Origin of the sequence: Mycobacteroides sp. H003 (assembly GCF_001440135.1) — a bacterium.
GTDB classification, from domain to species: Bacteria; Actinomycetota; Actinomycetes; order Mycobacteriales; family Mycobacteriaceae; genus Mycobacterium; species Mycobacterium gwanakae.
Map to the genome: position 1 here is coordinate 593767 of NZ_LJYL01000034.1, position 25655 is coordinate 619421.

Annotated in this window: 31 protein-coding genes; 10 read left to right on the forward strand and 21 right to left on the reverse strand. The window is 64.7% G+C overall.

All coding sequences use genetic code 11. From position 1 onward, the window contains the following. Positions 1-22: 22 nt before the first annotated feature. Positions 23-466, reverse strand: coding sequence for a hypothetical protein (locus tag AOT87_RS23080; protein WP_057967796.1), 444 nt, complete (start codon positions 464-466; stop codon positions 23-25). Between the two features lie 95 nt (positions 467-561). Continuing rightward, positions 562-996: a helix-turn-helix domain-containing protein gene (locus tag AOT87_RS23085; RefSeq protein ID WP_057967795.1), complete on the reverse strand. Its 435-nt coding sequence runs from the start codon at positions 994-996 to the stop codon at positions 562-564. An 87-nt stretch (positions 997-1083) separates the two neighbouring features. Between AOT87_RS23085 and AOT87_RS23090 the strand changes: the two genes are divergently transcribed. Beyond that, a complete protein-coding gene (locus tag AOT87_RS23090) occupies positions 1084-2322 on the forward strand; it encodes an MFS transporter (RefSeq protein ID WP_081346460.1) in 1239 nt (412 codons plus the stop codon). Here AOT87_RS23090 and AOT87_RS23095 read toward each other — a convergent pair. From AOT87_RS23095 to AOT87_RS23115, 5 genes are read right to left on the reverse strand one after another with little or no spacing between them, the layout of a single operon-like run. Then, positions 2211-3764 carry a radical SAM protein gene (locus AOT87_RS23095; protein ID WP_057967794.1) on the reverse strand — a complete coding sequence of 518 codons (1554 nt, stop codon included), beginning with the start codon at positions 3762-3764 and terminating at the stop codon, positions 2211-2213. The genes AOT87_RS23090 and AOT87_RS23095 overlap by 112 nt on opposite strands. An 11-nt stretch (positions 3765-3775) precedes the next feature. Continuing rightward, positions 3776-4231 carry a hypothetical protein gene (locus AOT87_RS23100; RefSeq protein WP_057967793.1) on the reverse strand — a complete coding sequence of 152 codons (456 nt, stop codon included), beginning with the start codon at positions 4229-4231 and terminating at the stop codon, positions 3776-3778. Beyond that, positions 4228-4563, reverse strand: coding sequence for a hypothetical protein (locus AOT87_RS23105; RefSeq protein WP_057967792.1), 336 nt, complete (start codon positions 4561-4563; stop codon positions 4228-4230). The genes AOT87_RS23100 and AOT87_RS23105 overlap by 4 nt, the downstream gene beginning before the upstream one ends. Then, positions 4560-5336, reverse strand: coding sequence for a prolipoprotein diacylglyceryl transferase family protein (locus tag AOT87_RS23110; RefSeq protein ID WP_057967791.1), 777 nt, complete (start codon positions 5334-5336; stop codon positions 4560-4562). Before AOT87_RS23110 ends, AOT87_RS23105 begins: the two co-directional genes overlap by 4 nt. A gap of 50 nt (positions 5337-5386) precedes the next feature. After that, positions 5387-6478 carry a UDP-N-acetylmuramate dehydrogenase gene (locus tag AOT87_RS23115; RefSeq protein WP_057967790.1) on the reverse strand — a complete coding sequence of 364 codons (1092 nt, stop codon included), beginning with the start codon at positions 6476-6478 and terminating at the stop codon, positions 5387-5389. Between the two features lie 26 nt (positions 6479-6504). Here AOT87_RS23115 and AOT87_RS23120 point away from each other — a divergent pair, with 26 nt between their 5' ends. Both AOT87_RS23120 and AOT87_RS23125 read left to right on the forward strand, forming a co-directional pair. Further along, complete coding sequence (locus AOT87_RS23120; RefSeq protein WP_057967789.1) at positions 6505-7008, forward strand: DUF2505 domain-containing protein; 504 nt, start codon at positions 6505-6507, stop codon at positions 7006-7008. A gap of 10 nt (positions 7009-7018) precedes the next feature. Further along, complete coding sequence (locus AOT87_RS23125; protein ID WP_057967788.1) at positions 7019-7534, forward strand: DUF2505 domain-containing protein; 516 nt, start codon at positions 7019-7021, stop codon at positions 7532-7534. A gap of 15 nt (positions 7535-7549) precedes the next feature. Here the strand turns inward: AOT87_RS23125 and AOT87_RS23130 are convergent, their stop codons facing one another. Both AOT87_RS23130 and AOT87_RS23135 read right to left on the reverse strand, forming a co-directional pair. Then, a complete protein-coding gene (locus tag AOT87_RS23130) occupies positions 7550-8629 on the reverse strand; it encodes a hypothetical protein (RefSeq protein WP_057967787.1) in 1080 nt (359 codons plus the stop codon). Next, on the reverse strand, positions 8626-9954 hold the full coding sequence (locus AOT87_RS23135; protein WP_057967887.1) for a hypothetical protein: 1329 nt from the start codon (positions 9952-9954) through the stop codon (positions 8626-8628). The genes AOT87_RS23130 and AOT87_RS23135 overlap by 4 nt, the downstream gene beginning before the upstream one ends. Before the next feature lie 68 nt (positions 9955-10022). Between AOT87_RS23135 and AOT87_RS23140 the strand changes: the two genes are divergently transcribed. Then, positions 10023-10460 (forward strand): hypothetical protein, encoded by a 438-nt coding sequence (locus AOT87_RS23140; protein WP_046256025.1) that lies wholly within the window; start codon positions 10023-10025, stop codon positions 10458-10460. Position 10461: 1 nt separating this feature from the next. Here the strand turns inward: AOT87_RS23140 and AOT87_RS23145 are convergent, their stop codons facing one another. Genes AOT87_RS23145 through AOT87_RS23155 form a run of 3 tightly spaced genes read right to left on the reverse strand, consistent with a single transcriptional unit; the run spans position 10462 to position 13851 of the window. Then, positions 10462-11670, reverse strand: a complete 1209-nt coding sequence (locus AOT87_RS23145) for a CHAT domain-containing protein (RefSeq protein ID WP_057967786.1) — start codon at positions 11668-11670, stop codon at positions 10462-10464. Continuing rightward, positions 11652-13337: a hypothetical protein gene (locus tag AOT87_RS23150; protein ID WP_057967886.1), complete on the reverse strand. Its 1686-nt coding sequence runs from the start codon at positions 13335-13337 to the stop codon at positions 11652-11654. Before AOT87_RS23150 ends, AOT87_RS23145 begins: the two co-directional genes overlap by 19 nt. 55 nt (positions 13338-13392) lie before the next feature. After that, entirely contained in the window at positions 13393-13851 is a 459-nt protein-coding gene (locus tag AOT87_RS23155) for a lipoprotein LpqH (protein ID WP_057967885.1), read from the reverse strand. Between the two features lie 40 nt (positions 13852-13891). Between AOT87_RS23155 and AOT87_RS23160 the strand changes: the two genes are divergently transcribed. The 3 genes from AOT87_RS23160 to AOT87_RS23170 are packed head-to-tail and all read left to right on the forward strand — an operon-like array spanning position 13892 to position 16493. Further along, positions 13892-14725: a class I SAM-dependent methyltransferase gene (locus AOT87_RS23160; protein ID WP_241780014.1), complete on the forward strand. Its 834-nt coding sequence runs from the start codon at positions 13892-13894 to the stop codon at positions 14723-14725. A 10-nt stretch (positions 14726-14735) separates the two neighbouring features. Beyond that, the gene (locus AOT87_RS23165) at positions 14736-15524 is read left to right on the forward strand and encodes a carbon-nitrogen hydrolase family protein (protein ID WP_057969203.1); all 789 of its coding nucleotides are present in this window, start codon (positions 14736-14738) and stop codon (positions 15522-15524) included. Between the two features lie 15 nt (positions 15525-15539). Beyond that, the gene (locus AOT87_RS23170; RefSeq protein ID WP_030096408.1) at positions 15540-16493 is read left to right on the forward strand and encodes a DUF2993 domain-containing protein; all 954 of its coding nucleotides are present in this window, start codon (positions 15540-15542) and stop codon (positions 16491-16493) included. Here the strand turns inward: AOT87_RS23170 and deoC are convergent. Beyond that, positions 16490-17182, reverse strand: coding sequence for a deoxyribose-phosphate aldolase (deoC, locus tag AOT87_RS23175; protein WP_057969216.1), 693 nt, complete (start codon positions 17180-17182; stop codon positions 16490-16492). The two genes, AOT87_RS23170 and deoC, sit on opposite strands and share 4 nt — an antisense overlap. 18 nt (positions 17183-17200) lie before the next feature. Between deoC and AOT87_RS23180 the strand changes: the two genes are divergently transcribed. Further along, a complete protein-coding gene (locus AOT87_RS23180; RefSeq protein ID WP_057969204.1) occupies positions 17201-18019 on the forward strand; it encodes an isocitrate lyase/phosphoenolpyruvate mutase family protein in 819 nt (272 codons plus the stop codon). Positions 18020-18053: 34 nt separating this feature from the next. Here the strand turns inward: AOT87_RS23180 and AOT87_RS23185 are convergent, their stop codons facing one another. From AOT87_RS23185 to AOT87_RS23210, 6 genes are all read right to left on the reverse strand, one after another. Continuing rightward, positions 18054-18515 carry a transglycosylase family protein gene (locus tag AOT87_RS23185; protein ID WP_030096401.1) on the reverse strand — a complete coding sequence of 154 codons (462 nt, stop codon included), beginning with the start codon at positions 18513-18515 and terminating at the stop codon, positions 18054-18056. 356 nt (positions 18516-18871) lie between these two features. After that, the gene (locus tag AOT87_RS23190; RefSeq protein WP_057969205.1) at positions 18872-19249 is read right to left on the reverse strand and encodes a DUF2599 domain-containing protein; all 378 of its coding nucleotides are present in this window, start codon (positions 19247-19249) and stop codon (positions 18872-18874) included. After that, positions 19249-19527 carry a DUF2516 family protein gene (locus tag AOT87_RS23195; RefSeq protein WP_046254848.1) on the reverse strand — a complete coding sequence of 93 codons (279 nt, stop codon included), beginning with the start codon at positions 19525-19527 and terminating at the stop codon, positions 19249-19251. The genes AOT87_RS23190 and AOT87_RS23195 overlap by 1 nt, the downstream gene beginning before the upstream one ends. Positions 19528-19575: 48 nt before the next feature. Continuing rightward, entirely contained in the window at positions 19576-20226 is a 651-nt protein-coding gene (locus AOT87_RS23200; RefSeq protein WP_057969206.1) for a hypothetical protein, read from the reverse strand. A 32-nt stretch (positions 20227-20258) separates the two neighbouring features. Next, complete coding sequence (locus AOT87_RS23205) at positions 20259-20675, reverse strand: helix-turn-helix transcriptional regulator (protein WP_030096397.1); 417 nt, start codon at positions 20673-20675, stop codon at positions 20259-20261. 99 nt (positions 20676-20774) lie between these two features. After that, positions 20775-22109, reverse strand: coding sequence for a DUF445 domain-containing protein (locus AOT87_RS23210; protein ID WP_057969207.1), 1335 nt, complete (start codon positions 22107-22109; stop codon positions 20775-20777). Between the two features lie 76 nt (positions 22110-22185). On the opposite strand from AOT87_RS23210, the gene AOT87_RS23215 reads away from it, so the two are divergent. Then, positions 22186-22905 carry a TetR/AcrR family transcriptional regulator gene (locus AOT87_RS23215; protein ID WP_046254851.1) on the forward strand — a complete coding sequence of 240 codons (720 nt, stop codon included), beginning with the start codon at positions 22186-22188 and terminating at the stop codon, positions 22903-22905. Positions 22906-22930: 25 nt separating this feature from the next. Next, on the forward strand, positions 22931-23770 hold the full coding sequence (locus tag AOT87_RS23220) for a polyphosphate kinase 2 family protein (RefSeq protein WP_057969208.1): 840 nt from the start codon (positions 22931-22933) through the stop codon (positions 23768-23770). A 25-nt stretch (positions 23771-23795) separates the two neighbouring features. Here the strand turns inward: AOT87_RS23220 and AOT87_RS23225 are convergent, their stop codons facing one another. Both AOT87_RS23225 and AOT87_RS23230 read right to left on the reverse strand, forming a co-directional pair. Beyond that, a complete protein-coding gene (locus tag AOT87_RS23225; RefSeq protein ID WP_057969209.1) occupies positions 23796-24665 on the reverse strand; it encodes a cyclopropane mycolic acid synthase family methyltransferase in 870 nt (289 codons plus the stop codon). Positions 24666-24739: 74 nt separating this feature from the next. Then, positions 24740-25399 (reverse strand): TetR/AcrR family transcriptional regulator, encoded by a 660-nt coding sequence (locus AOT87_RS23230; RefSeq protein WP_057969210.1) that lies wholly within the window; start codon positions 25397-25399, stop codon positions 24740-24742. Positions 25400-25655 lie beyond the last annotated feature (256 nt).

The window sequence follows — 25655 nt, forward strand, 5'->3', positions numbered from 1 at the left end:
GCGGTTTTGGCCCGCGCCGCGGCTAGTAGACCGGGATATCGAAGATCGCCGCGGGCGCGCCGTACTGCGCACTCCACCCGGCCCAGGCGACATCGCTCGGGCCGACCCGCTTGTCGACGAGCGTCCAGCCCTGCTCGTCCTGATGCAGCAGCGCTACGTATTTCTTCGACAGCACGCCATTGGCGGAGGCTTCGGCAAAGGGGGTGCCGGTGTAGTCGATGGGGTTGCCGTCGGGTTCCTGCATGGCAGACCACAGAAAGGCCCAGCCGTCGGCAGCCTTGAGGCTGCGCACGTCGAGACGTACCGGCTTGCCGAGCTGGGCCGTCACGTCCGCGAGCGCCGGTGCCAGGATCGTGGTTTCTTCCGGGGATGCCGGGTCCACCGCGGTGGCGCCGGGGTCGGCCGCCGCCAGAGGAGCCACCAACAGGCTGGTCCACACCAACAGCACCAGGAATCCGCTTCGCATGGCCGCTCCTTCGTTCCGGGACATTCGAACGGTAAACGACCAACACCCGCATTCACCGAAGGCGAGCCCTGTGGCGGATTCCGGCCGAGTCAGAACTAGACCCCGAGCACGGCCGTATCTTCCGGGGCCAATACCCGGCCGTCCGCCGCACGCAGCTCGAAGCGTTGCACCGGCCGCGATGTCTCGCGATCCACCAGACAGACGCGTGGTTCTCCAGGAGCGAAACAGAACTCGTCGCTCCACTGCCGCAGTGCCACCAAGACAGGGAAGAGCCCGCGGCCCTTCTCGGTCAGTTGGTACTCGTGGCGCGCCCCGGCCGGAACAATCTCGAGGATGCCGTTGTCCACCAATGTCGCCAGCCGAGACGCCAGGATGTTCTTCGCGAGCCCAAGACTCTTCTGAAACTCACCGAATCGGCGCAAACCGTCGAACGCGTCACGAACGATCAGCAGCGACCAGCCGTCCCCGACCTCACCCAACGGCCTGGCCAAGGTACAGCTCGAATCCGCGTGACTGGCGCGTCCCACCATCGACGACCTCCTTTGGTTGCAATATGCAACCATTCATGCCACGCTTCAACGGTTGCGAAGTGAAACCAACTCTACCCAGGGGTGCATGTGCTGACCAGACCCGTCATCGTGTTGTTCTCGCTTGCCAGTGGCCTCGCGGTGGCCACCATCTACTTCTCACAGCCGCTGCTCGACACGATCGGCGCGCAATTCTCCATGCCCACAGCGCACGTCGGTATCGTGCTGACACTCACCCAGATCGGGTACGCCATCGGCCTGCTGCTGGTCGTCCCCCTCGGGGATATCGTCGACCAACGCCGGCTCATCATCGGGCAAACCGTCCTGCTGAGCGCATCGCTGTGCGCCACCGCAATATCGCCGAACGCGTGGACATTCCTGGCCAGCGTCACCGCGCTGGGCGCACTCGCCGTGGTGACGCAGGTGATGGTCACCTACACCGCCGTGCACGCCGCCCCGGAGCGGCAGGGATGGGCAGTCGGGGTGGTAACCGGCGGGATAATCAGCGGAATTCTCTTGGCACGCACAGTATCCGGCGCGCTATCCGATCTCTTCGGCTGGCGCTCGGTTTATGCGGTGGCCGCCCTCGCTGCGGTCGCCACGGCCGCACTGTTGCAACGCACACTGCCGCAATCCACGCGCCCACACCGCAGGCTGCCCTACCGCCGGCTGCTGCTGTCAACCATGTGGCTGCTGCGCAGTGAGCCGGCGCTGCGCTCTCGGGCCATCCTCGCGATGCTCATTTTCGCCGCCATCACCGTGCTCTTAACGCCCATGGTGTTACCACTCATCACTGCGCCATATCACTTGTCGCATAGCGAAGTCGGGCTCTTCGGGCTGGCCGGCGCCGCGGCCGAACTGGGCGCCTTCAAGGCCGGGGCATGGTGCGACAGGGGCTGGGCAAGCCGGGTGACAGGCGCGGGCCTGTCGTTGATGCTGGCGGCATGGGCATTGGCGGCCACCCTGCGCTGGACGCTGCTCGGACTCGCCCTCGCGGTCGTGATCATCGACTTCGGCCTGCAGTCGGTGCACGTGGCGAACCAAAGCCTCATCTATCGGCTGGAGACCGAACTTCATGGTCGTCTCACCGCCGCCTACATGACCTTCTATTCCATCGGCAGCGCTATCGGCGCCATCACGTCGACGTGGATGTACTCCGCCCACGGATGGTCCGGAGTCTGCCTGCTCGGTGCCATCATCAACGTTGGTGCACTTGCCTATTGGATCGGAAGCAAGACCAGCTCAGGTGCAGCGCCCGCCGCGGACACCGACAGCCGTTGCCGGGACAGCGCCGGCCACGCCTGTACCGCACAGAACGGTGCGCACTGATCCTGCCCGGCGTGCGTTCCGACGTGCACACAACACTGTGTCAGCCGCTCCTCGATCATTGTCGACATGTCCATGAACGGCTTGACCGTAATCCGCACTATCCGCTGTCCGAGCATGCGGCGCAACTTCGCCCGGCGTCCCGGTAGTGCCGATGCCGCAAGAGTCGTCAATGTCGAGATTCCCAAATCGCAACTATCGCAAATGGTTTTCCACACATCACCGATTGTGGGATGCGATAAGGACGACTGCTCGGAAAGCAGACCCATCAGCGACTCCTTGACCGCCAACCGGAGCTGCTGCGGGACCTCCTGGTCTGCAATGCGATTGGATACCAACCCCAGATTCTCCTTGAGACGCTCGGACCCGATGAGGGCGGTCAGCGACCGCCACACACCCGCGTCGTCACGCAACATGTATCCCACCGAACAACAGTGCGGATGTGAACACGGCAGCGCCGTCAAGTCACGCCAGGTGACGACGTCACCGGTCTGTAGACCAAGGCGTTTGAGCACACCGGTGTGGGTGAGCCGTTGCAGGGGATCGATCGCGCCGGCCCGGCCGGACCCGAACTGCGGCTGAATCGATACACCACCCACATACGGCGTATCGAGGGCGAGCCGGATGACCGCACCGATATCGGTGTCGTTGACACCGAGCGCGGCGGTCATGACCAATGTCGTGAAGATTTCTCTATGGGAGAGACGTTGCACCGCCTCGGCTTTGATTCTCGTCAGATCGCCACCTCGATGATGCCGCGACGCGTCCGCCGATGGGCCGTCGTACTGCAGGTAGACCTCCACGCGTTCGCGGTGGCGTGCCAGCAGGTCCAGTAGCGCGTCATCTCGGGCGATGAGAACACCGTTGGTATTGATCAAGATCCGGGTGATAGGCCGATTCATCAACTCATCGAGCAGCTGGCCGAGATCGGGGTAGACAGTGGGTTCACCGCCGCTGAGCATCAGGACATCCAGCCGGCCGTTCTCGCGGGCCAAGCGCTGGTCCACGTTGGCGAGCACACGCTGCACAGGTACCACACCGTGCAGGTCTGGTGACGAATCGGCGAAGCAGGTCGGGCAACGCAAATTACACGCTTCGGTGATGTCGGCCAACAGGATGCAGGTGTGCTGCGTCTGCATCTCGGGCAGCCCACGCAGATACGCCATCGGGATGGGATCGTAATTGCCCGGTACGTCCGGAACGTGGGTCTTGGTTGGGGCCGTCCACTCCTCCAGGTACTCAAGGATCTCGGCATCCTCGTCGTAGAGCGTGCGCACCAATCCGTGCACTCGGCAAGCCCGTTCGAGCCAGACCCGATCATCACGATGCGCGAGCCAACCTGAAAGCCGGTCCACCTCCGCGAGCGGACGCTCCGGGTTCACCTCATGACACAACGGGCAGAAAGCGTTGACGTAGCGCAGGATCCGATCCCCGCGCAGCCCCATACCAGCCACGTCTACTCCAACCCTTCCAACATCGAAATGCAGCCCACGATGAACCCCGTCATGATCGCCACCGTCGCCCAACCGATCATGAATCCGATTCCCAGCCCCCGAACCCAGCCACGTCCCCAAATGGTCAATCCCAGACCACCTCCCAAGCCGATGACCGACATCACGACGGCCAGCGTGATGGCCCTGGTGTCAGGCGAGAATCCCCCACTCATCGCGTTCTCCAGGACCAGAAAGGTCCCGAAGGTCATCACCCAGAAGACGAAGACCCCGACGAATGTCATCCCCACGACCGCACCACCGGCCGGCCTCGGCGAAGCCTGACGGTACGGGTAGTACCCCGGCGGATACTGCGGATAGCCCGGCGGCGGTGGGTATCCGGCGGGTCCGTACGAATACGGGCCGTACGGGTACTGCGGCGGGTGCTCGCCCTCTGGCGGCGGCTGCGGCGGGACGGTCATTGGTACAGCACCGGATTGAGCCCCGTACAGAATCCGACGGTGAGCATCGACACCAATGCCCAGCCGACCATCAGCCCCACCCCCCAACCGCGCTTGTCGCGATCACCCTTCCTGGTGAGCACGCCACCCACACCGAACGCCACCGCGATCCCCACCACCGCGACAAAGCCGGGGACAATCTCGAAGCCGATGCCAGCCCTGTCGGCCAGCGATCCGCCGATCATCAGCGCGAGGAATCCGAACACGGCATTACCGAAAATGAACGAGAGTGCACCTGCAACCATCGTCGCCCCGTTGATGCCAGGTTTGGGCTGTTCCGGTGGGTAACTCATGCCCGCACCGCTTCGGAAAGGCGGCCGCGGAAGATGCCGTCGTAGTATCCCCCGCGATATCCGCGCCACAGCCGCCAAGCCGCGAATGTCATTCCCACCAGCAGAACCCATTGCGGTCGAGTGAGATTCAGCCACACTGTCTCGTTGGCACGGCTGAACTCGACGAAGAATCGGAATACCGCATACGCGGACACGTAGAGGACGAAGAGCTCGCCGGGATGCGTCACGCGTGAGCGCAACCACCACCACAGCACCGCGAAAGCCACTAACTGGAAGGCGATCTCGTAGAGAAAGGACGGATGCATGGCCGCGCCGGCCAGGCATCCCAGGCAGTTCGGCCGCGACGCCGGAGCATGCACCCCCCAGGGCAGCGAGGTCGGCCGCCCCGGAGCCTCGGTGAGGTGACACCCGATCCGGCCCACGGCCATACCCAACGCCACCGCGGGTGCGAACAGGTCACCGGTCTTGGCCCGGTATCCGATGAGTCGCTTGGCCACCAGGACACCGATGTACGCCCCCAACAGCCCGCCGATGATGCTGCGTGATCCGAACATCCACGCCTCGACCAGGCTGGGATTGTGTGCCGGGTTCAGGTGTTCCAACCAACCCGACAGCCGCATCCCGATCGCACCGCCAACCAGAGCACCCGCCACCGCGATCAACGACTGTTCGGCGGGGGCGCCCCGACGGCGCGCTTCACAGGCGAAAACAACGGCGGCGACCAGCACGCCGAGCCCCACGAAGAGCCCGTGCACGCCGATTCCCAGCCCCATTGGCTCACTGTACGAGCCATCGCCGCAATGCAACGCTCGATTACCGGAAGTTACAGCGCGCAGCCCACCAGCACCGGCTCGGGAACCAGCCGCACCCCGAAGGCATCCAGGACTCCATCGCGGACAGTCCGGGCCAGCCCCAGCAAGTCAGCGGTGCTCCCGCCTCCGCGATGTGTCAGTGCCAGTGCATGTTTCGTCGACACCCGCACCGCCGACCGTTCATCCGGATAACCCTTGACGAACCCGGCCCGCTCCACCAGCCAACCTGCCGAGAGCTTCACCCCGTCAGGGGCCGGATACTGCGGAAAGGCGATATCGGGCCCCAACCGTTCACGCACGCGTGCCCGAATTGCGCCCAGATCTCCCTCAGCCACAACAGGGTTGGTGAAGAATGACCCGACACTCCAGGTGTCGTGATCGGAGTCGTCGAGCACCATGCCCTTACGGCGGCGCAGGCCTAGTACCGCCTCGCGCACCGCCAACGCGTCGAAGCACTCCCCCGGCTCCGCCCCGAGCTCCTTGGCCAGCTCCGGATACCGGATCGGCGAGCTCAGTCCATCGGTGGACAACCCGAATTCGACCTCCAGCACCACGCGCGCGTCGGTGCCCTTGAGAATGCTGGTGCGATAGCCGAACCCCAGTTCGCCGGGCTCGTACCAGCGCACCTGGCCGGTCGCCCGGTCCAGCACCCGAACCCTGCGCAGCAGCGAAGCCACCTCGACGCCATAGGCGCCCACATTCTGTACCGGCGTGGCACCGGCGGTTCCCGGGATTCCCGAGAGACATTCCAGTCCACCCAGACCGGCATGCAGCGACAGCGCCACCAGCTCGTCCCAGTTGGTGCCCGCATCCGCACGCAGTAGCGGCCCATCCACCTCAACACCGGCCGCCGCGATGTGCACCACGGTGAGGTCCGGAAGATCGTCGGCCAAAACCAGGTTCGAGCCGCCCGCCAGCAGCAGGGTGGGATGGCCATCGAGCGCGGCCAGTGTGCCCGTCAACTGTGCTGTGCTCTCGCACCGAATGAGCGTGGCGGCCACCGGCCCCAGCCGCAACGTCGTCAGCGAGGCGAGCGGGGCATCGTCAGCGACAACAGCGCCAAGATCCTCGATCTGCGCGCGCGTTGCTCGTGCCAACCTCACGGGCCGTAACGGTAGCCTTGCCACCCATGGCCCGCTCATTTGACCTGTCAGTGGAGTACTCGGCAACCGTCGAGCAAGTTCACGCGGCCTTCGCCGACAAGGCCTACTGGAACGAGCGTCTGGCCGGTTCCGGCGCAGATACCGCAACCCTGGATTCCCTGAAATCCGAGAACGGCGCCCTCGAGATCGTCACCACCCAGGTGTTGCGCAGCGACCGGCTGCCCGGCATCGTCTCGCAGTTTCACCGAGGTGACCTGCAGATCGTCCGCACCGAGAAATGGGGTGCCATCGCAGACGGCACATCCGAGGGCACCGTGGTGGGCTCGATCCCGGGCGCACCGGTCAGCCTGTCGGGCACCGCGCGGTTACAGCCGGGAGCCAAGGGTTCACGACTTGATCTGAAGGTCGGCGTCGAAGTCAAGATCCCCCTGGTAGGCGGCAAAATCGAGGGATTCGTCGGCGGAAAGCTCATGGACCTGCTCTCTGCGGAACAGCGATTCACCTCCGAATGGATCGCCACCCACGGCTAACCTGGGTCCGATGTCCAGGCGTTCGGTCTTCACGGTGAATTTTCCGGCTCCGGCCGAGAAGATCTACCAGGACTTTGCCAGCCGGGACTACTGGGAAACCTTGATGTCGGCGTACGGATGGCTCACCCCTGTCTCCGAGATTCACACCCACACCGTGACCGATCGCGGTATCGACGTGGTGCTCAAGCAGAATCTGCCCCGCATCTATCTGCCACCGATCGCGCAGAAGGTGATGCTCACCGACATGGTGATCACCCGCGTGCAGCATTTCGAGCCGTTTGATCAAAGCAAGGGATCCTCGCTGGGCAGCTACGGCGCCTCGGTTCCCGCCGGACCGGGCTCCTTCGCCGGCGTGTGCAGGCTCTCCGACACCGATCACGGTTCTCAGCTGAGACTCTCCAGCACGTGCAAGGTGTACATCCCGTTCATCGGGGGCAGGCTCGAAGACTTGATCCTCTACCACGTGAACGACCTGTTCCGGGTGGAGGAAGGTTTCATCACCGACTGGATCTCCAAGCACCACTAGATCGCGATGCGGGTGTCAGTAGTCCGACTCGGCGGCCAGTAGCTCGGCGAGGAACGCGTCATCGGCCGGCCTGGCCAGTCGGGAGCGGGCGAAAGCCCGCACCCGATCGCGTAACCCACTGGGCTCACCCGCGCCACCGGCGCCCACTCTCACTCGCATCGCCGACCAGTCGGCATTCCAGGCGGGCACCTCTTCAGCGGGCCGCTCCTGTGCGTCGAAGACCGGCAGCACCGCGCCGCCATCGGCATCCAGCACGCCGGCCGCATGAAACACACCGCAGCGCAACAAGACCGGAATACCTTCGGACGATTCCGGACCGGATATCGCCGCCCGCACCCGGGCGGTCACCGTCGCATCCTCGGTAACGACCGCCCAACCGAGATTCTGCTCGGCCGCGTCGAAAATCCCCGGCGGCACGTCCGACCAGGCGATCGTCACGCTGCCGAAGGCGATCGCACCGGGGGGCCGGGGTTCGTCACCAGAGCCGGCGGCCAATGCATAGTCCTCGCGCCGCGCGGCCCAGATGTCCGGTGAATCCCACTGGAGCCCAATCTCATCGGCAAGTTCGCGACACCGTGCCACGAGCAAATCCACGCGCGGGTCACGATGAGAACCCAGTGCCGCGCCATGCGGTGCCAACAGCCCAGCGACATCCGCGTCCAAGGTGTCGTCGGTGAAATAATCCTCGGCCGCCGCAGTCAGCACCGCGAGCTCGGCGTCGAGCACCGACCGGTCCAGTACGGCGATGCCGTCACGGCGGCTGGCCGGCCACCATCTCCGAAACCAATGTCCCAACGCCAACCGCCGCAAGACATCCGTAGATCCCGGTAGCACCGACACCGACGACAGCTCGATCACCTCGGTGGGATCACGATCACGCAGCGCCTCGACGACGGCGACATGTCCGGCCTCTCCGAGGACCCTCCACATCCAGTCGGCCCGCTCCGCATCCGTGAAGCTGATCACCGGCGGATCCGCAAGGGCTTCGATCGACCACGACAACACCGCACCGCTGACCTCGAGAACGGCGACCGCCGGAACCGGCGCAGGCACAGGACCTGTTGTCCACAAACCTGATTCATTGATCAGTTTCATCCGGCGACCTGCAATTCCAGCATGGCTTTTATCCGCTGCCGGTGGTCCAGGCTCACCGAGCGTGCCACCCCTTCCAGCAGCGACCGGAGATCATCGACGTCACCGCAGGATTCCTGCCAGACATCGCGACCATGCAACCGGGCCCACAACCTGCTCAGGTAGGGCCGTGCGAATGCGGTCAGGTCGTCGATGACCTGGCGCTGTCGGGGGTGGATGGCGTCACCGGCGGCAAGGTAGCGCCGGGCATGCATGACGTAGGCCTCTTTCGCCAGCCGAGCCTGGACGCGTCCGGACAACTCGTAGCGCGTCGCCACCGAATCGCCCAGTGGCCGCAGGTCCGTGGCCACCTCGACGCCGGCCAGCAGGGCGGCCTGCTTGTCCTCGCTCAGCAGACCCCATGGGGCGCAGGCTCGGTCGACCTCCTCGGCACACAGCAAGGGAACATCGGGCAGCTCGTCGCGATCCAGCGCCCGGCGCAGCGTGGCCCGTACCCGGTCAACAACGCTGCGATCCATCGGACGGGCACCCTCGGTTTCTCCGTCGATGACCGGAGGCCGTTGCGGCTCAGCGGAACTCAACCCGATGTCGACAATGGACCACGGCAGAGCGGCAGCGTCGCCATGCGCGCTGGCGCCCAGGTTGTATGGGGTGGCATCGGCAATCAGGGCCGCCCACACCCGTTGACGCGCCGACATCTCGCCATGACTGTCGGCCGCGCCGAGCACCGTGGTGAGGCCCGTGAAGAACGGTCCCGTGATGCTGTCGTCCGGCCGCACATCGCGCCAGCTCCGATCCCGCAACCTGGCGAGCCGGGCCACCACATCCGGGTCCTCGACGTGACGGTTGAGTACCTCGATCGCCGTCCGGTCCCGGTCGCGATGCAGGTCGTGCAGAATCTCCGTCACCGTATGCCGATCCGCAACCTGCGGAACACCTTTGGTGACGGCCAATTCGAAACAGACCGGGAAGTACAGCTCTTGAGCGTTGCCGGTGGTGATGCGCTGCCGGCGCCGCTCGGCCTTGAGCATCACGAACCAGTCTGCGGTGGCCCGCAACTGCGGGCCATGCCCCACGATCAAGGCGTGCATGGCCGCGGCCACCTCCGCCCCCAGCACCGGCGCGGAAAAGGCCGCATTGCTACGCAACCGCAGGACCAGCGGGTCCAGGATTCGTTTCACGGTCCGGCGCAGCGGCCCGCCATCGTCGGTGCTGAGCACCTCGACGCCGGAGCCGATCGCACGCCAGGCCCGGTCGATGACGGCACGCCGCGGCACCGCCGACTGCACCACGACGGCGGCCTCGGATGTTGCCGACCCGATGCTCACCGTCACAAGGGTAATCGTTGTCTGCCGACCAAAAGTTGGGTTCGGTAGCAGCCGGGCGGGCCGACGCTATCGACATGAACACAGGACTGTTTCCCACCATTGCCAGAGTCTTCGGTGGATGCGCGGCGTTGCTGTCCGGTCACCGGAACACGTCGGCGCATCCGGACGAAGAGGCCGACGAACGACTCGTCACGATCGAGGAATTCGCCGCCGAATTCGACCACTTGCTGATCCGCAAGCGGCTGTTGACCGGGGCGCAGCGCGCGGTGATCGCCCAGGGCACCCGCTCCCGCGGAGTCGTTACCGGGATGAATGCCACCGGCGCGGGCCGTGAGGTGCAACTGGACCTCATGGTGACGCGGCCGGACGGCGGCCAGTTCCCGGCACGGGAGACGGCGGTGATACCTGCCGCCACGCTACCGAAGATGGCGCCCGGCAGCATCGTCGACGCGTACTACCGGCCGGGTGACCACAGCATCATCGCGGTCCGGGTGCACGCCGGCTGATTCAACGGGCACCGTCAACGGCGAAACTGACCACAGCCGCCCAATGCAGCGGGCTCGCCGCACGGTCGCCGTCGCGCCAGCGCCGCAGCTGAACTCGCTGCCAACGATTCACCGCGCGGCCGGCATCCTCTTCGCAATGCGCACGGTCCACCTCTGCGACCGTTTCGGCCATAGGATCTGTTGTGTGCGTGGAGAACTGGCTGTAGGCAGCTGCTGTCGGAAGCGACCACAAGGTCGCGGTCACCAACTCCGCCCCACCCAGGATCATCGCGGCGGCAAGCCCCGTCGCCTCATCAAAGCGGTAATCGCCGCCAGACGAACAGGCCAACAGCGCCACTCGCGGCGGGATCGAGAGCCGCGCGGCCATCATGTCGGCGGCGGTCAGCGGGTGCTCCTCGGCCAGATGCAGGGCCGCCCGCTCGGCGTGGCCGACGGTGCCCTCCGCCGCGCTGGCGTGGCCGACGTACAGCATTCTGGCCGGGCGCTGCGCACACATCTCCGCAAGCCGGTGGCGGTCGATATCGTTCCGGCGGAACAGTTCCACAGGTGCGTCGACCGCAGGCAGCACCTGGCAAGCGTCCATCAGCTCGCCGAAATGGCGGGTCAGAGGCGCCTCCGGAGACGGACGGCCCAGCACCGAACCCAACGTTGAATCCGGGCGCTGCCCGGGAACTCGCGGGTCAAGCAGCAGTACCGCAGGACCGTTGTGGCGATCGCACCACCGCGCCGGCTGCCGTGGCGCATGCACGATATTGGGCGGCACCGCCATCAGCACGTCGACCAGCTCCATCAGCCGGAAACCATCTGTGCCCGGCATGGCCAACTGCCCCCAGGGCACCCGGGACAACCGTGGACTGGGTGTCACAAACAGCACCGCACGCGGAGATGACACGGACTCGGACAACAGCTTCCAGCCGTCGGCGGCCACCAGCTGGGAACCCAACGCGCGGGCCAGGTCGAGTTCGGCATCAGGCCGCGCAAAAGCTCCCACGGTCAGCGCCCGTTCGATGGCCAGGAGCGCAGTCTCGGACTCGGACGGATCCGGTAGCGCGGAAAAGAGAGCGCCGCAGGCAATTTCCAGGGCTTGCTGCTCGATGACCCAGGTGACCGTCCGGGACGGATCTCCCACCACGCGCAGGCTCGCATAGGTGGCGATGCCGAGATCGGCGAATCGCAGAACCAAGGTGTCGGTCACGGCCAGGTCGACCATTCGTCATCGGCGGCGGTGACCTCGCGGCCATACCGCTGCCAGGCCAGTTCCCGATAGCCGCTCATAATCTGATCACCGGCGGGATCCATCCGCATCGGTGGCAGCGGCCCGAGGCGGGTGAGCCCACCATCCGCCTGCACCGGCGGAGCCGCGGCCACCAGCGCCAGATCCCCCTCGACGGGAACCGCCGCAGTGGCTGTCGCGGCCCAGGCACCGGGCGCCGAACCTGCCTGCTTCTCGCTCAGCTCAGCAGTGAAAGCCCCTCGGGCACTGTGATATTCAATCAACTCGGTGAGCAGAACGGTATTGCCCCATTCCTTCGCCACCGCGAAGGCGCCCGCCAGTAGCGGCGCCGACACACACCTGGCCCAGCGCATCCGCGCACCCGCATCGGGGATGGCGTAGCGCACCGCGTCGACAGCCAGCGCCGCAGGCACCTTCAGGTCTGCGGCCTGTCGAAGCTTCGACATCGCGCGCCGGTAACCGGGACCGTCCACATCACCGGGCACCGCTCCGGTAGCGGGGTCGAGACCAAGATCGGCCAGCGCGTCGGCACGCCAGATATTGCCCAGCTGATCGTCGAGACGGGCATATTGCAGCCAGCTGTGCCGCGGGTACGAGTCCAGCAGTTCCCGGGCCTGCGCCACCTTCTCGACCGCAACGGCGAAGTCACCGCGAAGAATGGAGATCCAGCTGCGCTGCAGCAGGATTCGGTGAATGTGCAGCGGCTTTTCGATCTCGCGCCAATGCCGCTCAGCATGCCCCCAGCATTCGTCGGCCTCGTCCAGCGCGCCCATCCGGAATCTGATCAAGCCGAAGTACAGCCAGCTACGGGACACATCGTGCGCCCGGACGTGCTCGGCAATCGCCGGGTATGCCTGGTGAACCAGCGTCTGGGTTTCGGCGATATCGCCGTCCGACCACCGCGCCGCAGCACGCTCCAACTGCGCACGGGCAGCAGCCAACTGCCAGTCCCGCGCGCCGGCGCGCGCCTCGGCTCGGCGCAGCCACGGCTGCGCCTCATCAAGCCGGCCGGTCTCGACGCAGAACCGGCCATACGACAACGCTCCGTTGACAAACAGATGATCGGACTCGGGGTCACCCGCACCCGCGTATTCCTCGAGCTGATCGAGGAGTACGGCCCATATCGGCACCGAGTCCGCATACATATCGTCGTCGCACAAACCCCTGGCCATCAAAATTCTGGCGTAGCAGATCAGGCCGCGCTGTTCGATGGCCAAATCCTCGAAGTCCCCGGGCGTATCGATCAGAGTGTCCAGACTCGCCGCGGCACCGTCGTGATCACCGCTGGCCGCCGCCAATCCGGCGGCGAGGAACGCGGCACGCCGGGTGTAGCGACAGATCAGGTGGTCGATCTCCGCCTCGGACATGGTGACCCGCGCGGCCAGATCGGGGCGCCGCCCCGATCGGATTTCCGCGTAGGAGGACAGACACTCACGAATCCGCCGTATACCTTCCGTCACACCGTCGTAGGCGGTACGCACCAGATAGACCTCGGCAAGCTGGGCCAACACCTCGCATGCCAGATCGTCGCGGTCGGCCTCCTCGGCCTGGGCCAGCAGTGACAACAAGATCTCCTTAGCGGCCTCTTCCTTGGCCGCCAGCGCCAGGTGACGGGCCCGCTCCAGGTCACCGATGATCGTCACCTCCGAATAGTAAAAAGCGGCGGGCGTGCTGTGCACGCCCGCCGCAGTCGAGATGTCAGCCGCAGCTCACCTTGATGGTGAACGGCTTGGTGATCATCCCGGCCATCGGGTTCTTGACGTCGGCACCCGACGCTTCGCCCGTGATGGTGTACGTCTTCCCGTCGACCTTGACATCGGCCGAGCCGACGCTGGCACCCATCCCGCTGCTCACCGCGAGCGCGGCACCGTCGTACACCAATCCCAGTGACTGCACCTTGGGCGACGCCTCGTCGGTCATCACCACACCCAGACCCTGCTGGCCGTTGACGGCGCCACTGGCCACGTTGATCTTGCCGCCCTGCTTGACGCACGTCACCGACTTGAGGTCGAGGCCGGCCAGGTCCTTGCCGTCCACCTTGACCTCGGCGTTGCTGCCCGAGCTCACCTGCGATCCACCCGGCTTGTCGGTCGAGCAGCCCACCACCACCGCACCGGCGGCGAGAAGTCCCATGGCACCCACGATCACTCGATTCATCATCTGTCCCTTCATCGTCCGTCGCCCCGATGGCTCCGTCATGGCTCAAGTGAAGGCGGACCCATCCGCTACCGATCCCAAGAAATCCCGATTACCGCAGGCAGCAGCCGTCCAGGCACCATGGACCCGTGGCACCACCGGGATCAACCGGCTGCGCCGCAGTGACCGCTGGCTGGTCCATCACCCCGAGGTGCAGGCAGTGCTGGCCGGTGCCGCCGACCCCCTGGTGGTCGATCTGGGATACGGCGCCATGCCCACCACCACCCTGGAGCTGGCCTCACGGCTGCGGACGGTTCGCAAGGATGTCCGGGTGGTGGGGCTGGAGATCGATCCGGCACGGGTGGTTCCCCCGCGTGACGGGGTCCATTTCGGTCTCGGCGGATTCGAGCTGGCAGGCCACACACCGGTTCTGGTGCGCGCCTTCAACGTGTTGCGCCAGTATCCGGAATCGGAGGTGGCGCAGGCCTGGACCACGATGGCGGCGCGGCTGGCGCCCGGCGGGCTCATCATCGAGGGCACCTGCGACGAGCTCGGCCGCCGCTGCGCCTGGCTACTGCTCGACGCATCCGGACCGCGAACACTCACTCTGGCCTGCGATCCCTTCGATATCGACGAGCCATCCGATCTGGCCGAGCGACTACCGAAAGCCCTTATTCACCAAAATATTCCGGGCCAGCCCATCCACGATCTACTCGCCGCGGCCGACCGCTGTTGGGCGTCGGCAGCACCGCACGGCGTGTTCGGCCCCCGAGTCCGTTGGCGAATGATGTTGAAATCACTGCGCGACAACGGTTTTCCTGTCGAGCCGCAACGCCGACAGGTTCGTGATTGCATCTTGACGACACCGTGGGCAGCCGTCGCGCCACTGGCCTAGGCTTGGAGGCATGCGGATAGTGTTGGCGCAGATCACCAGCAGCGCCGATCCCACCGAGAACCTGGCCACCGTCGCGGCCAGGGTGCGTGACGCCGCCGACCAGGGCGCCACCCTGGTCGTCTTCCCGGAAGCCACCATGTGCCGATTCGGTGTACCCCTGCGCCCCGTCGCGCAGCCAGTGAACGGCCCCTGGGCAGACGGAGTCCGCACGATCGCGCAGGAGGCGGGACTGACCGTCGTCGTCGGGATGTTCACCCCCGCCTCGGACGGACGCGTCCACAACACGCTGCTGGCCACCGGCCCCGGCGTGGACACCCACTACGACAAGATCCATCTCTACGACGCGTTCGGCTTCCGCGAGTCGGCGACCGTCGCGCCCGGGGACAACCCGGTGCTCATCACGGTCGACGGTGTCACCGTCGGACTGACCACGTGCTACGACATCCGCTTCCCCGCCCTCTACACCGACCTGGCACGACGCGGCGCGCAAGTGATCACGGTCAGTGCGTCCTGGGCCGCCGGGACCGGAAAATGGGATCAATGGACGCTGCTGGCACGGGCGCGGGCGGCCGATTCGACATGCTTCATCGCCGCATCCGACCAAGCGCTGCCCGCTCTGGAGGCACCTGCCAGCGGATCACCGACAGGGATCGGCGGCAGTCTGCTGGCCTCACCCACCGGCGAACTCATCGCACAGGCAGGTCCGGAAACGGAGCTCATCGTCGCGGATTTGAACCTGGACGCGGTTGCCGAGACCCGCAAGATCTTGCCCGTCCTTAACCCGTCCTCAGTCGAATAGGGCACAATCGCGCGGGTGACGACACCGCCTCAGCCGCCGCTCGGACCACCTGGATCGACACCTCCCGAGCCTTCGCCGTGGCAACCGCCGTCCCAGCAGGTTCCGCCCGCGCAGCAGGAGCACGCACCGACCCCGCCGCCGGAGCAGCTGCCAACCCAGCAGAGCCCGGTGGCGCCGCCGCCGGTCGAACCCCCGCCCGCAGAGGCACCGCCGCAGCCCGCCGAACCTGAGAAGGGTCGCGACTACAGGTCGCTGGTACTCATCGCGGTCATCGTCGTCGCCGTGTTCGTGGCCGCTGTACTCGGTATCGAGCTCTACGCACGCCAGCGGACCAGCAGCGAGGTGAACGCCGCCACCTCGTGCCTGGTGCAGGACGGCGCGACCGCGTCGTTCGGCCCGATGCCGCTCGTTGTGCAATACCTCGGCAATCACATCGACAAACTCACGATCAAGACCGCGGGCAACCAGATCGCACAGGCCAAGAAGATGTCCGTCGCCATCACGGTGCGTGACATCTCGCTGAAGAAGACCGCAGACTCGCTCGGCACGATCGGTCGCCTCGACGTGGAAGTGTCCTGGCCGACCGCCGGCATCACCGAGAGCGCCCGTGACCTCGTGCCGGGAATGCTCGGCTCGTTGGTGGGCGATGCGACCACCAACGAATCCACCGGTGAGGTGACGCTGAGCGCTGCCGGAGGGCTGGCCCAGATCACCACCAAGCCGGTCATCAAGGACGGCATGGTGACGCTGCAGTCCGAGAACGTCTCCGCGTTTATCGGGCTGCCGCGCGAGATCATCCAGCCGGCGCTCGACACCTTCTCGAAGGGACTCGTCGGCGGCCAATACCCGATGGGGCTCAAGGCCCAAGAGGTCAAGGTCACCAACGACGGCATCACGGTGAAACTGTCGAGCACCAATCAGCCGATGAAGCCGGTCGAGAACCCCTGCCTGCAGAACCTGTCGTTCTAGTGCAGAAAGCCGTCCAAGACGGCGCGGCTACTCGATAGACCGAGCCGGGTCGCGCCGGCCTGGAGCATGGCCGCGGCATCCTGCGCCGTGCGGATACCGCCACTCGCCTTGACCTCGAGCCGGCCGCCGACCGTCTCGGCCATGATCTGCACGGCCTCCACCGAGGCTCCACCTGCCGGGTGAAATCCGGTGGAGGTCTTCACGAAATCAGCGCCGGCGGCCTCACTCACCCGGCTTGCCTGGCGGACCGCCTCGGCACCGGCGTATTCCAGCAGCGCCGCGGATTCGATGATGACCTTGAGGGTCGCCGACGGGATCGCACGCCGGACTGCCTCGATATCGGCCTGTACCGCGGCGAAATCGCCTACCACCGCGGCGCCGACGTCAATCACCATGTCGATCTCCGTTGCACCCGCGGCCACGGCAAGGGCCGCCTCATGCGCCTTGACGGACGAAAGATGTTTTCCCGACGGAAATCCCGCGACCGCCGCAACAATCAGCCCCGGAGCCTCCACCGGCAGCATCGAAGGCGAAACGCATACGGCGAGCACTCCGAGATCGGTGGCCTCGGCGATGAGGGCTTGCACGTCCTCGGGTGTCGCTTCGGGTTTGAGCAGGGTGTGGTCGATGCGTGCGGCGACCTCCCCGCGCGTGGGCCAAACCGCCGGTGTGCCTACCGAATCCGTCATGGGCGTAGCGTCCCATACGTGACCTCCCAGCATGAGCGTGCGGTCGTGTTCGCTGCCCTGCACCAGTCCGGGGCATTCGTGGTCCCCAACCCGTGGGATGCCGGGTCGGCCCGGATCCTCACCGGTTATGGCTTCCCCGCGCTGGCCACCACCAGTGCCGGGTTGGCCTTCTCCCTCGGCCGGCAGGACGGCGCCAACCTGGTTAGCCAGGCCGAGACGCTGGCCAACGCGTCCCACATCGCGGCGGCCACGCATCTGCCGGTTTCGGCAGACCTGGAGAACGGCGGCCCCACCATCGGGGACATCGCCATGACGATCCGCGAAGCGGCAGCCTCGGGGTTGGTCGGCGGGTCGATCGAGGATGCCACCGGGATTCCAGACGCCCCGATCTTCCCGCTCGCCGAGGCGGTGGACCGCATCACGGCGGCAGCGCACACGGTGCGCGATCTCCCCTTTCCGTTCACGCTCACGGCCCGTGCCGAGAACTTTCTGTATGGCCGGGCAGACCTGGCTGACACCATCACACGACTGCAGGCGTACGCCGATGCCGGCGCCGACGTGGTGTACGCACCGGGCCTGCCGGACGCAGACGCGGTCCGCGCGGTGTGCGCGGAGGTGGATCGCCCGGTCAATCTGTTGGCCGCGGGATTCGTGCTCAACCATTCGGTTGACGAGATCGCCCAGTGGGGCGTGCGCCGGATCAGCCTCGGGTCCGCGATGGCACGCGCGGCACTCGGGGCGTTCGTCGACGGGGCACGGGAGATCGCCCAGCATGGCACCTTCGGATTCGCGAATCGAGCCGTCCCCTACGCGCAAGCCAACGCGCTGTTTCCGTAAACCTTGCGGTGCACGTGCTCAGCCAGATACGCGCCTAGCCCGCGGGAATCAGCCCTACGACACCACTGCACATCTGCCGGAAATTGACGATCCCGAAGATGCTGCCGCCGGGGACCAATTGGCATCCCGCTCGCCCACCGGTCATCGGGCCGCTGCCGCCACCGCCACATTCCGGCCACGCGCCAAGGCCTTGCGATTGCAAAACACTCTCGGCCACGGCAATCTGCTGTTCACGGGAAGCATCGGCGGGATTGCCCACACCACCATGAGATGCCCACGTGGACGGCTTGAATTGCAGGCCACCATAGAAACCATTGCCGGTATTTGCCGACCAGTTTCCGCCGGATTCGCATTCGGCAATCGCGTCCCAATTCACAGAGTCGGCCGACGCGACACTCGCGGTCATGGACAGCGACATCGCAAAAAGCACATTCATGATCAGACATACCGCACGCCTGTCGCGCACCCATCGTGCGCGGTCCATGACGACCTTCATGTCACTGCACCCCGATCCTCTGTCCCCGGAGAGATCACGTGATGCGTGATGTACCACCTGCCACTCCGGTCGTGATCAGATTGTGATCACTGTTGTAATCGTTACTCACGAGGTGTGCGTTACGCAAGCGGAGAATGGTAAGAAAAGTTGCCATTGGGCTGTCTGAGGCTTTAGTGAATTCTTACTTCCACCAATAACACCGAGATAAACCACCGGTCTCGGGTGAATTACACATATGTAATTCACGGACACAATTGATTCACGTCACACTGCAATGTGCTTACCTTTACGCGGCGCGCCATGAAGCCCCCGCCGCAGCGGCGAATCATGGTGCCGGAAGCCGGCGCAGACAGGACCTAGATCTCAGGTCCGCCGGGGTTGCACTGCGACACCGTCATCAATGCCTCGTCCACCTGCGGCCGCCAGGGTTCCAGGTTCCAGCTCGGCTTGTTCGGAATGAACACCCGTCCATACCAATGGCAGTCGAATTGCATTCGCATACCGGGCGTTTGCGCGTCGGGGGCCAGTGCGAGGACCTCGGCCCAGGCGATATCGGCACCATCGGGCGCCTCGTACGTGCGCCCGAGCGGCGTTGGATAGACACGCAGTGTGCGACCCAAAGATGTTGCACCCCAGGAAACGTGGTCAATAAGCGCGGGCTCCGCAGCAGCCACGGGTACCACATTCACGGCCAGCAGCACGGCCATCACAACCAGGGCCGCGACCGCACGCATTACCGCGACTTGCCCTGCACCTCAAGCACACGGGGCCGAACATCCACGAAGTACACCCCGGCGCCCACCGCGGCGATCCCGGCGGTCAACAGCTCCAACCCCGGAATCAGGGTGAGCACGGCCGCTCCGGCAAGAATGACTATCCAGGTGGTCTTGGTCTGCTTTTCCGCGGCCACGAACGCATCCGCCGGCTGAATCGCGGCATGAACCAGCGCGACGATCGCCGCGACAAGAGCGACGAGGGAAATCAGCGCGAAGACATGAAAAGTGAAAGCCACCCGATCAGCCTACGTGGCTGATCGGGTGGCTGTCGGAGCTGGAAGTGCCTACTTCTGGGTGATGGTGCGGGTCGCGGCCTTCTTGGCCGGAGCCTTCTTGGCGGGCGCGGCCTTCTTGGCAGCAGCCTTGGCGGGGGCGGCCTTCTTGGCGGGGGCCGCCTTCTTGGCCGGAGCCTTCTTGGCGGGCGCGGCCTTGGTGGCCGGAGCGGACTTGCTCGACAGGTCGATGCCGACCAGCTTGGCGGCACGCTCACCGACAGCGCGGGTCTGGCTGGCCACGGTGCCCAGCGCCTGCTCGGTCAGCTCGGCGTAGTTGCCGACCAGACCCTCAGCGCGAGTCACGTTCTCCTCGATACCGGGGGTGCTGCGGATACGCTCGATGGCCTCTTCGCCACGCTCGGCGAGGTTGTTGTAGATATCGGTCGCCACCTGCAAGTAGGCCTCGGCGACCTTGCGCAGCTCTTCGGGGGTGAACCGGTCGCGCAGTTCGTTGACGTCGGTGGGCAGCTCGGCCGACAGCTCACGCAGCCGGTCACGGGTCTCGTCCACGCGGGCACCGGCCTCAGAAGCAGCTTCCTCGGCACGCTCGCGCAGCTTGACGACCACATCGGCGACGGCGGCCAGGGCAAGGTCACCAGCGCCGACGGCTACGTAGAACGGGGTTTTCAGGTCGTCGAACGAGGTGTTCTTCTTGGTCATGCCAGATTCCTTTCGGGGATGGGGAAAGTTATTCAGTTGTCGCCAGGGGACTCGGGGTCGGACTGAGCCAGATCCGAATTTGCTTCAGCGTTTTGCTGAACGAAAGAGCTGTAGACGTCCAACAACACCTGCTTCTGCCGCTCGGTGATGAAGGTATCGGCAATGATGGCGTCCCGTACCGGGCTGGCATCACTACGATCCAAAATGCCCGCACGCACGTATAACACCTCCGCCGAAACCCTTAGCGCCTTTGCGATTTGATTGAGCACCTCGGCCGACGGACGGCGCAGTCCGCGTTCGATCTGACTGAGGTACGGGTTACTTACGCCGGCCTTCTCGGCCAGCTGACGCACGGAGACCTGCGCGGCCTCACGCTGTGCGCGGATGAAGCCTCCGATATCGGAAGCGGCGTTGCTCACAGCGGTGGCGAGGTCTGATTCCTGCGACATAAGAACCACGGTAAGCTGCAGTGCTAGCTATTGCAAGCACTTCTGTTAGCAATGTGGGCCAAGTCACTCCCGGACGGGAATAGCCGGGTCAGGGCCTTTTTAGAAGAGCACCTGCGCGACGGTGTAGATCACCAAACCTGCCAGCGAACCCACCACTGTGCCGTTGATACGAATGAACTGCAGGTCACGGCCGACATGCAATTCAATCCGGCGACTGGCCTCCTCGGCATCCCATCGCTCGATCGTCTCGGTGATGACGGCCGTTATCTCCGCACCGTACTGATCCACCAGATGCCGGGCCGCACGCTCGACCCAACCGTCCACCTTGTCGCGTACGGACTCGTCGTCGCGCAGCGTCTCCCCGATCCGCACCACGGTGTCAGCGATCCGGGTACGTAGCTCGCTGGACGGATCATCCACCGACTCGGTGATCATCTTCTTGGCGGCGGACCAGGCGGTGGCCGCCGCGTTCTGGACTTCGGCGCGTGCCATCAACCGGGCCTTGATCGCCTCGGCCTTGGCGATGGTCAGGTCATCGTGCTGCAGGTCGTCGGCGAAGTCGTACAACAGCCTGTTCACAGATTGGCGCAGGTCGTGGTCGGGATTGCGACGCACCTTATCCGTGAAGTCGACCAGCTCCCGGTAAATGCGGTCACCCACGAAGTGGTCGACGAATTTGGGGGTCCAGCTGGGCGAGTCACGCACCACCACTCGATCAATGGTGTCGCTGGCACCCAATGCCCACTCGAAGGCCCGATCGCACAGCAGCTGGATGACCGGCGCGTGGCGGTCCTCCTTGAGCACCGTCGAGAGCACGCGTCCCACCGGCGGCCCCCATTTGGGTTCGGCGATCCGGCGCACGATCACGCTGTCGATGGTCTGCTGCACATCCTCGTCGCGCAGCATCTGCGCGCCGACCCGAAGCACGGTAGAGGCCTCGGCCGCGACACGCTCGGCATGCGACCGGTCGCTCATCCATTTACCCAGCCGTCCCGCGATCTGCGCATCGCGCACCTTTGCGGTGATGACAGCCGGCGACATGAAGTTTTCCCGGACGAAGTTTCCGAGCCCCTCGCCCAGCTGATCCTTCTTGCGTTTGATGATCGCGGTGTGCGGGATTTTTAGCCCAAGCGGATGCCGGAACAATGCGGTTACAGCAAACCAGTCGGCAAGCGCGCCGACCATACCCGCCTCTGCGGCCGCTCCGACATAACCCACCCAGCCCGGCGCGCCTACCGACTGCCACCAACGGCACGCCAGAAACAACACGGTGGCTCCCACCAGGAATCCCGTGGCCACGGCTTTCATTCGGCGAAGCTGTTTCCGGCGCTGCTCGTCGACGGCCGAATTGCCCATCGCGAAGACACCGCCGGATGCGTTCCGCGTGCGCGGCTGATCGCTGTGCTTGCCTGCCACGCCTCCATCATCCGGTATCGAGCGCGTTACGCATCCCCGAGGGGGCCGTCAAGTAGTATCGGTTACAGATAACTATGGGAATGTGGCGATAACCGTGGCAAGTAAAACGCAGCCTGCGGCTATCAAGACTGATGGTCGCAAGCGCCGCTGGCATAAGCACAAGGTCGAACGACGTACCGAGCTCGTGGACGGCACTCTCGATGCCATCAGGCACCGGGGACGCGATATCAGCATGGATGAGATCGCCTCCGACATCGGTGTCTCCAAGACGGTGCTCTACCGGTACTTCGTGGACAAGAACGATCTGACGACCGCCGTGATGACCCGGTTCGCGCAGACCACGCTCATCCCCAAGATGGCTACGGCACTGACTGCCCGCCTCGACGGCTACGACCTGACCCGGACCGTGATCAAGGTATATGTCGAGACCGTGGCCGCCGAGCCGGAGATCTATCCGTTCGTCATGGCCAACAGCTCCACCAGTCGCAGCAAGGCCATCGCCGACTCCGAGCGCATCATCGCGCGCATGCTCGCCCTATCGCTGCGTCGCCAGATGTCTGAAGCGTCGATGGACACTCATGGTGTGGAGCCGTGGGCGTACATGATCGTGGGCGGCGTCCAATTGGCCACTCACTCCTGGATGTCGCACCCGCGGATGAGCTCCGATGAGCTCATCGACTACCTGACGATGATCTCCTGGAACGCGGTGCTGGGCATCGTGGGTGTAGGGGGATCTCGCGAGACGTTCGTCGACATGCCCCATCCGTCACCGGTTCCTCCCGCGCTACAAACGCGTCAAACCCACCCGGCGTAAGCCGACCTCACTAGGGTCACAGGGCATGACCCTCAAGATCGACACGTCCGCTCTGCGCTACCGGTCCGGCCTGAACTTCGCCGATGTCGATACCCGTTCCACACCGGGGTTCGACGGCGCGCGAGAGGACGGCGAGGCGCTGCAGGCGGAACTGTCCGAACGCCTGGGGCTGCTGCAGGAGATGCTGTACGCCAACGGGCGCAGCGGAGACCATCGGTCGGTGCTGCTGGTCCTGCAGGGCATGGACACCTCCGGCAAGGGGGGCATCGTCAAACATGTTGTCGGGCAAGTTGATCCACAGGGAATTGAACATGCGAGCTTCGGGGTGCCCACCGAGGAAGAGCGTAAGCACCACTACCTGTGGCGGATTCGCAACGCACTGCCCGCGGGTGGGCAGCTTGGTGTCTTCGACCGTTCGCACTATGAAGACGTCCTGGTGGTGCGAGTCCACGACCTGGTGCCTCCGACGGTCTGGGGCGCCCGCTACGACGAGATCAACGCCTTCGAGAAAGAGCTGACGGAGGCCGGCACGACGATCCTCAAGGTGGCACTGGTGGTATCGCTCGACGAACAGAAGAAACGCCTAGCCGAGCGCCTGGACCGGCCGGACAAGTACTGGAAGTTCAATCCCAACGACATCGATGAGCGCGCGTTCTGGCCCGCCTACCAGGAGGCCTATCAAGCGGTGCTGGAGCAGACCAGCACCGAGTACGCGCCCTGGCACGTCATTCCCTGCGACCGCAAGTGGTTCAGCAGGCTAGCGGTGACCGCACTTCTCGACGAAACACTAGATAGCCTCAATCTCTCGTGGCCGCCCGCTGATTTCGACATTGAGGAACAGAAACGCCGCCTCGCGCAAGCGTGAGACGGCGTTGACCTGTTAAGTCTCGCTATTTGACGAGGGTGAACTGACCGACGTTGGTGATACCGCGACGGAAGAAGTCCGCACAACCGGTCAGGTACCGCATGAAGCGGTCGTAAACCTCTTGAGACTGAATCCTGATGGCTTCCTCGCGGCGCTGTTCAAGATTCTGTGCCCAGATATCCAAGGTCTTGGCATAGTGCGGCTGCAGCAAATGCACGCGCTCCAAGTTGAACCCGGAGCCAGCAGCTAGCTTCTCGATATCCTCGACGGCCGGCAACTGCCCGCCGGGGAAGATCTCCTCACCGATGAATTTCATGAATTTCAGGTCGCTAATGGTGAGCGGAATTCCATTTTCCCGGAAGAATTTCTGGGTGTGGGCCAGAATGGTATGCAGAAGCATTCGACCGTCATTGGGAAGGATGTCATATGCGCGTTCGAAGAAGATCGGGTAACGCTCTTGCTTGAATGCCTCGAATGCACCGATCGTCACAATTCGATCGACTTTATCGTTGAATTCTTCCCAACCCTGCATGCGAATTTCCGCGGTGCGGCCGGTTTCCGCGGCGACCTTCGCCAGACGCGTGCGGCTGTACTCGCTCTGGTTCTTGCTCAGCGTGATACCGACGACGTTGACGTCAAACTTACGCATGGCGCGCTCCAGGCAGGCACCCCAGCCACAGCCGATGTCCAGCAGCGTCATCCCAGGCTCAAGGTTGAGCTTGCCCAGCGCCAGGTCGAACTTGGCCAGCTGCGCCTCGGCGAGAGTCAGGTCGTCGCGCTCGAAGTACGCACAGGTATAGCCCATGGTTTCTTCGTCAAGGAAAAGGCCATAAAATTCGTCCGAAATGTCGTATATGGACTGAGATTCCTCGTAGTACGGCTTCAGATCGGACATTTACTACAGCACCTAATTCCCATCACATTTTGGCTACTCTGTACTGGACGGCACCCTAGCATGGTCAACTGTGCCTACCTCTTAGGAACGGCCACCGGCCAGTCCAACTGCCTCAACAGCGCCCGGGCCGACCCCTCTACCTGTTGAGCATCCTCTGCGACCCCCAGAACGCGCAAGGTCGCGTCCGCCAACGCCTCCGGAGAGATCGAATCACCGTCGGCACGAAGCATGATTACCGACTCGACGAGCCGGAAAGGTAGCCGCTCCACCCCATCACGGATCATGTCCGCGCGGCCGGCCGCCGCCGCCAGATCCTGATAGTGCGTGCGGAGCTGGTCCCGCTTGCCCCGGAACACCGCGAATCGGTCGGCACGCAGATCGGGTAGTAGATAGAGCGCACCCAGGTTCCATCGGCTCGCCGCCAGCTGGGCGGCATCGGCCAGCGCCAGCGCGTACAGACGCACGACCGGCGCCTCCGGGCGATCGGCGATCAGCCCCGCGTAGTGCAGGGGCTGGTCGATCGTCATCGCCAGCAGCGCATCGAGGATGTCGTCCTTGGTCTTGAAGTGGTAGTACAGCGAGGCCTGCTGCACGCCCACCGACTCGGCGATGCGCCGGGTGGTGGTTGCCGCGAACCCATCGGTGGTGAACAACTCTGCCGAGGCATCGAGAATCTCGTCGCGGGTCGTTTTTCCCTCGCGAATCGGACTGGTGCGCCGCGGTCGTCCTGACATTGTGCCGACCCTTCCATGTACCGCTCGGCAACGCCCTCATTCCATCGGGTGGTGAGCTTTTCGTCATCGCTGCGACATCTGCGAAACGACAATGTTACACCGCACCCACGTTCCGAAACGGCACTGTCACCCATGCGTACCGGGCGCCCGTCAGACTTACTTACCTATCGCATGACAGATATTTCTTCCCACATAGACGTGGGTTTTCCAACCACACAGGGCGCATGAAACGGTGCCCCAGGACCGACTTGGGAGT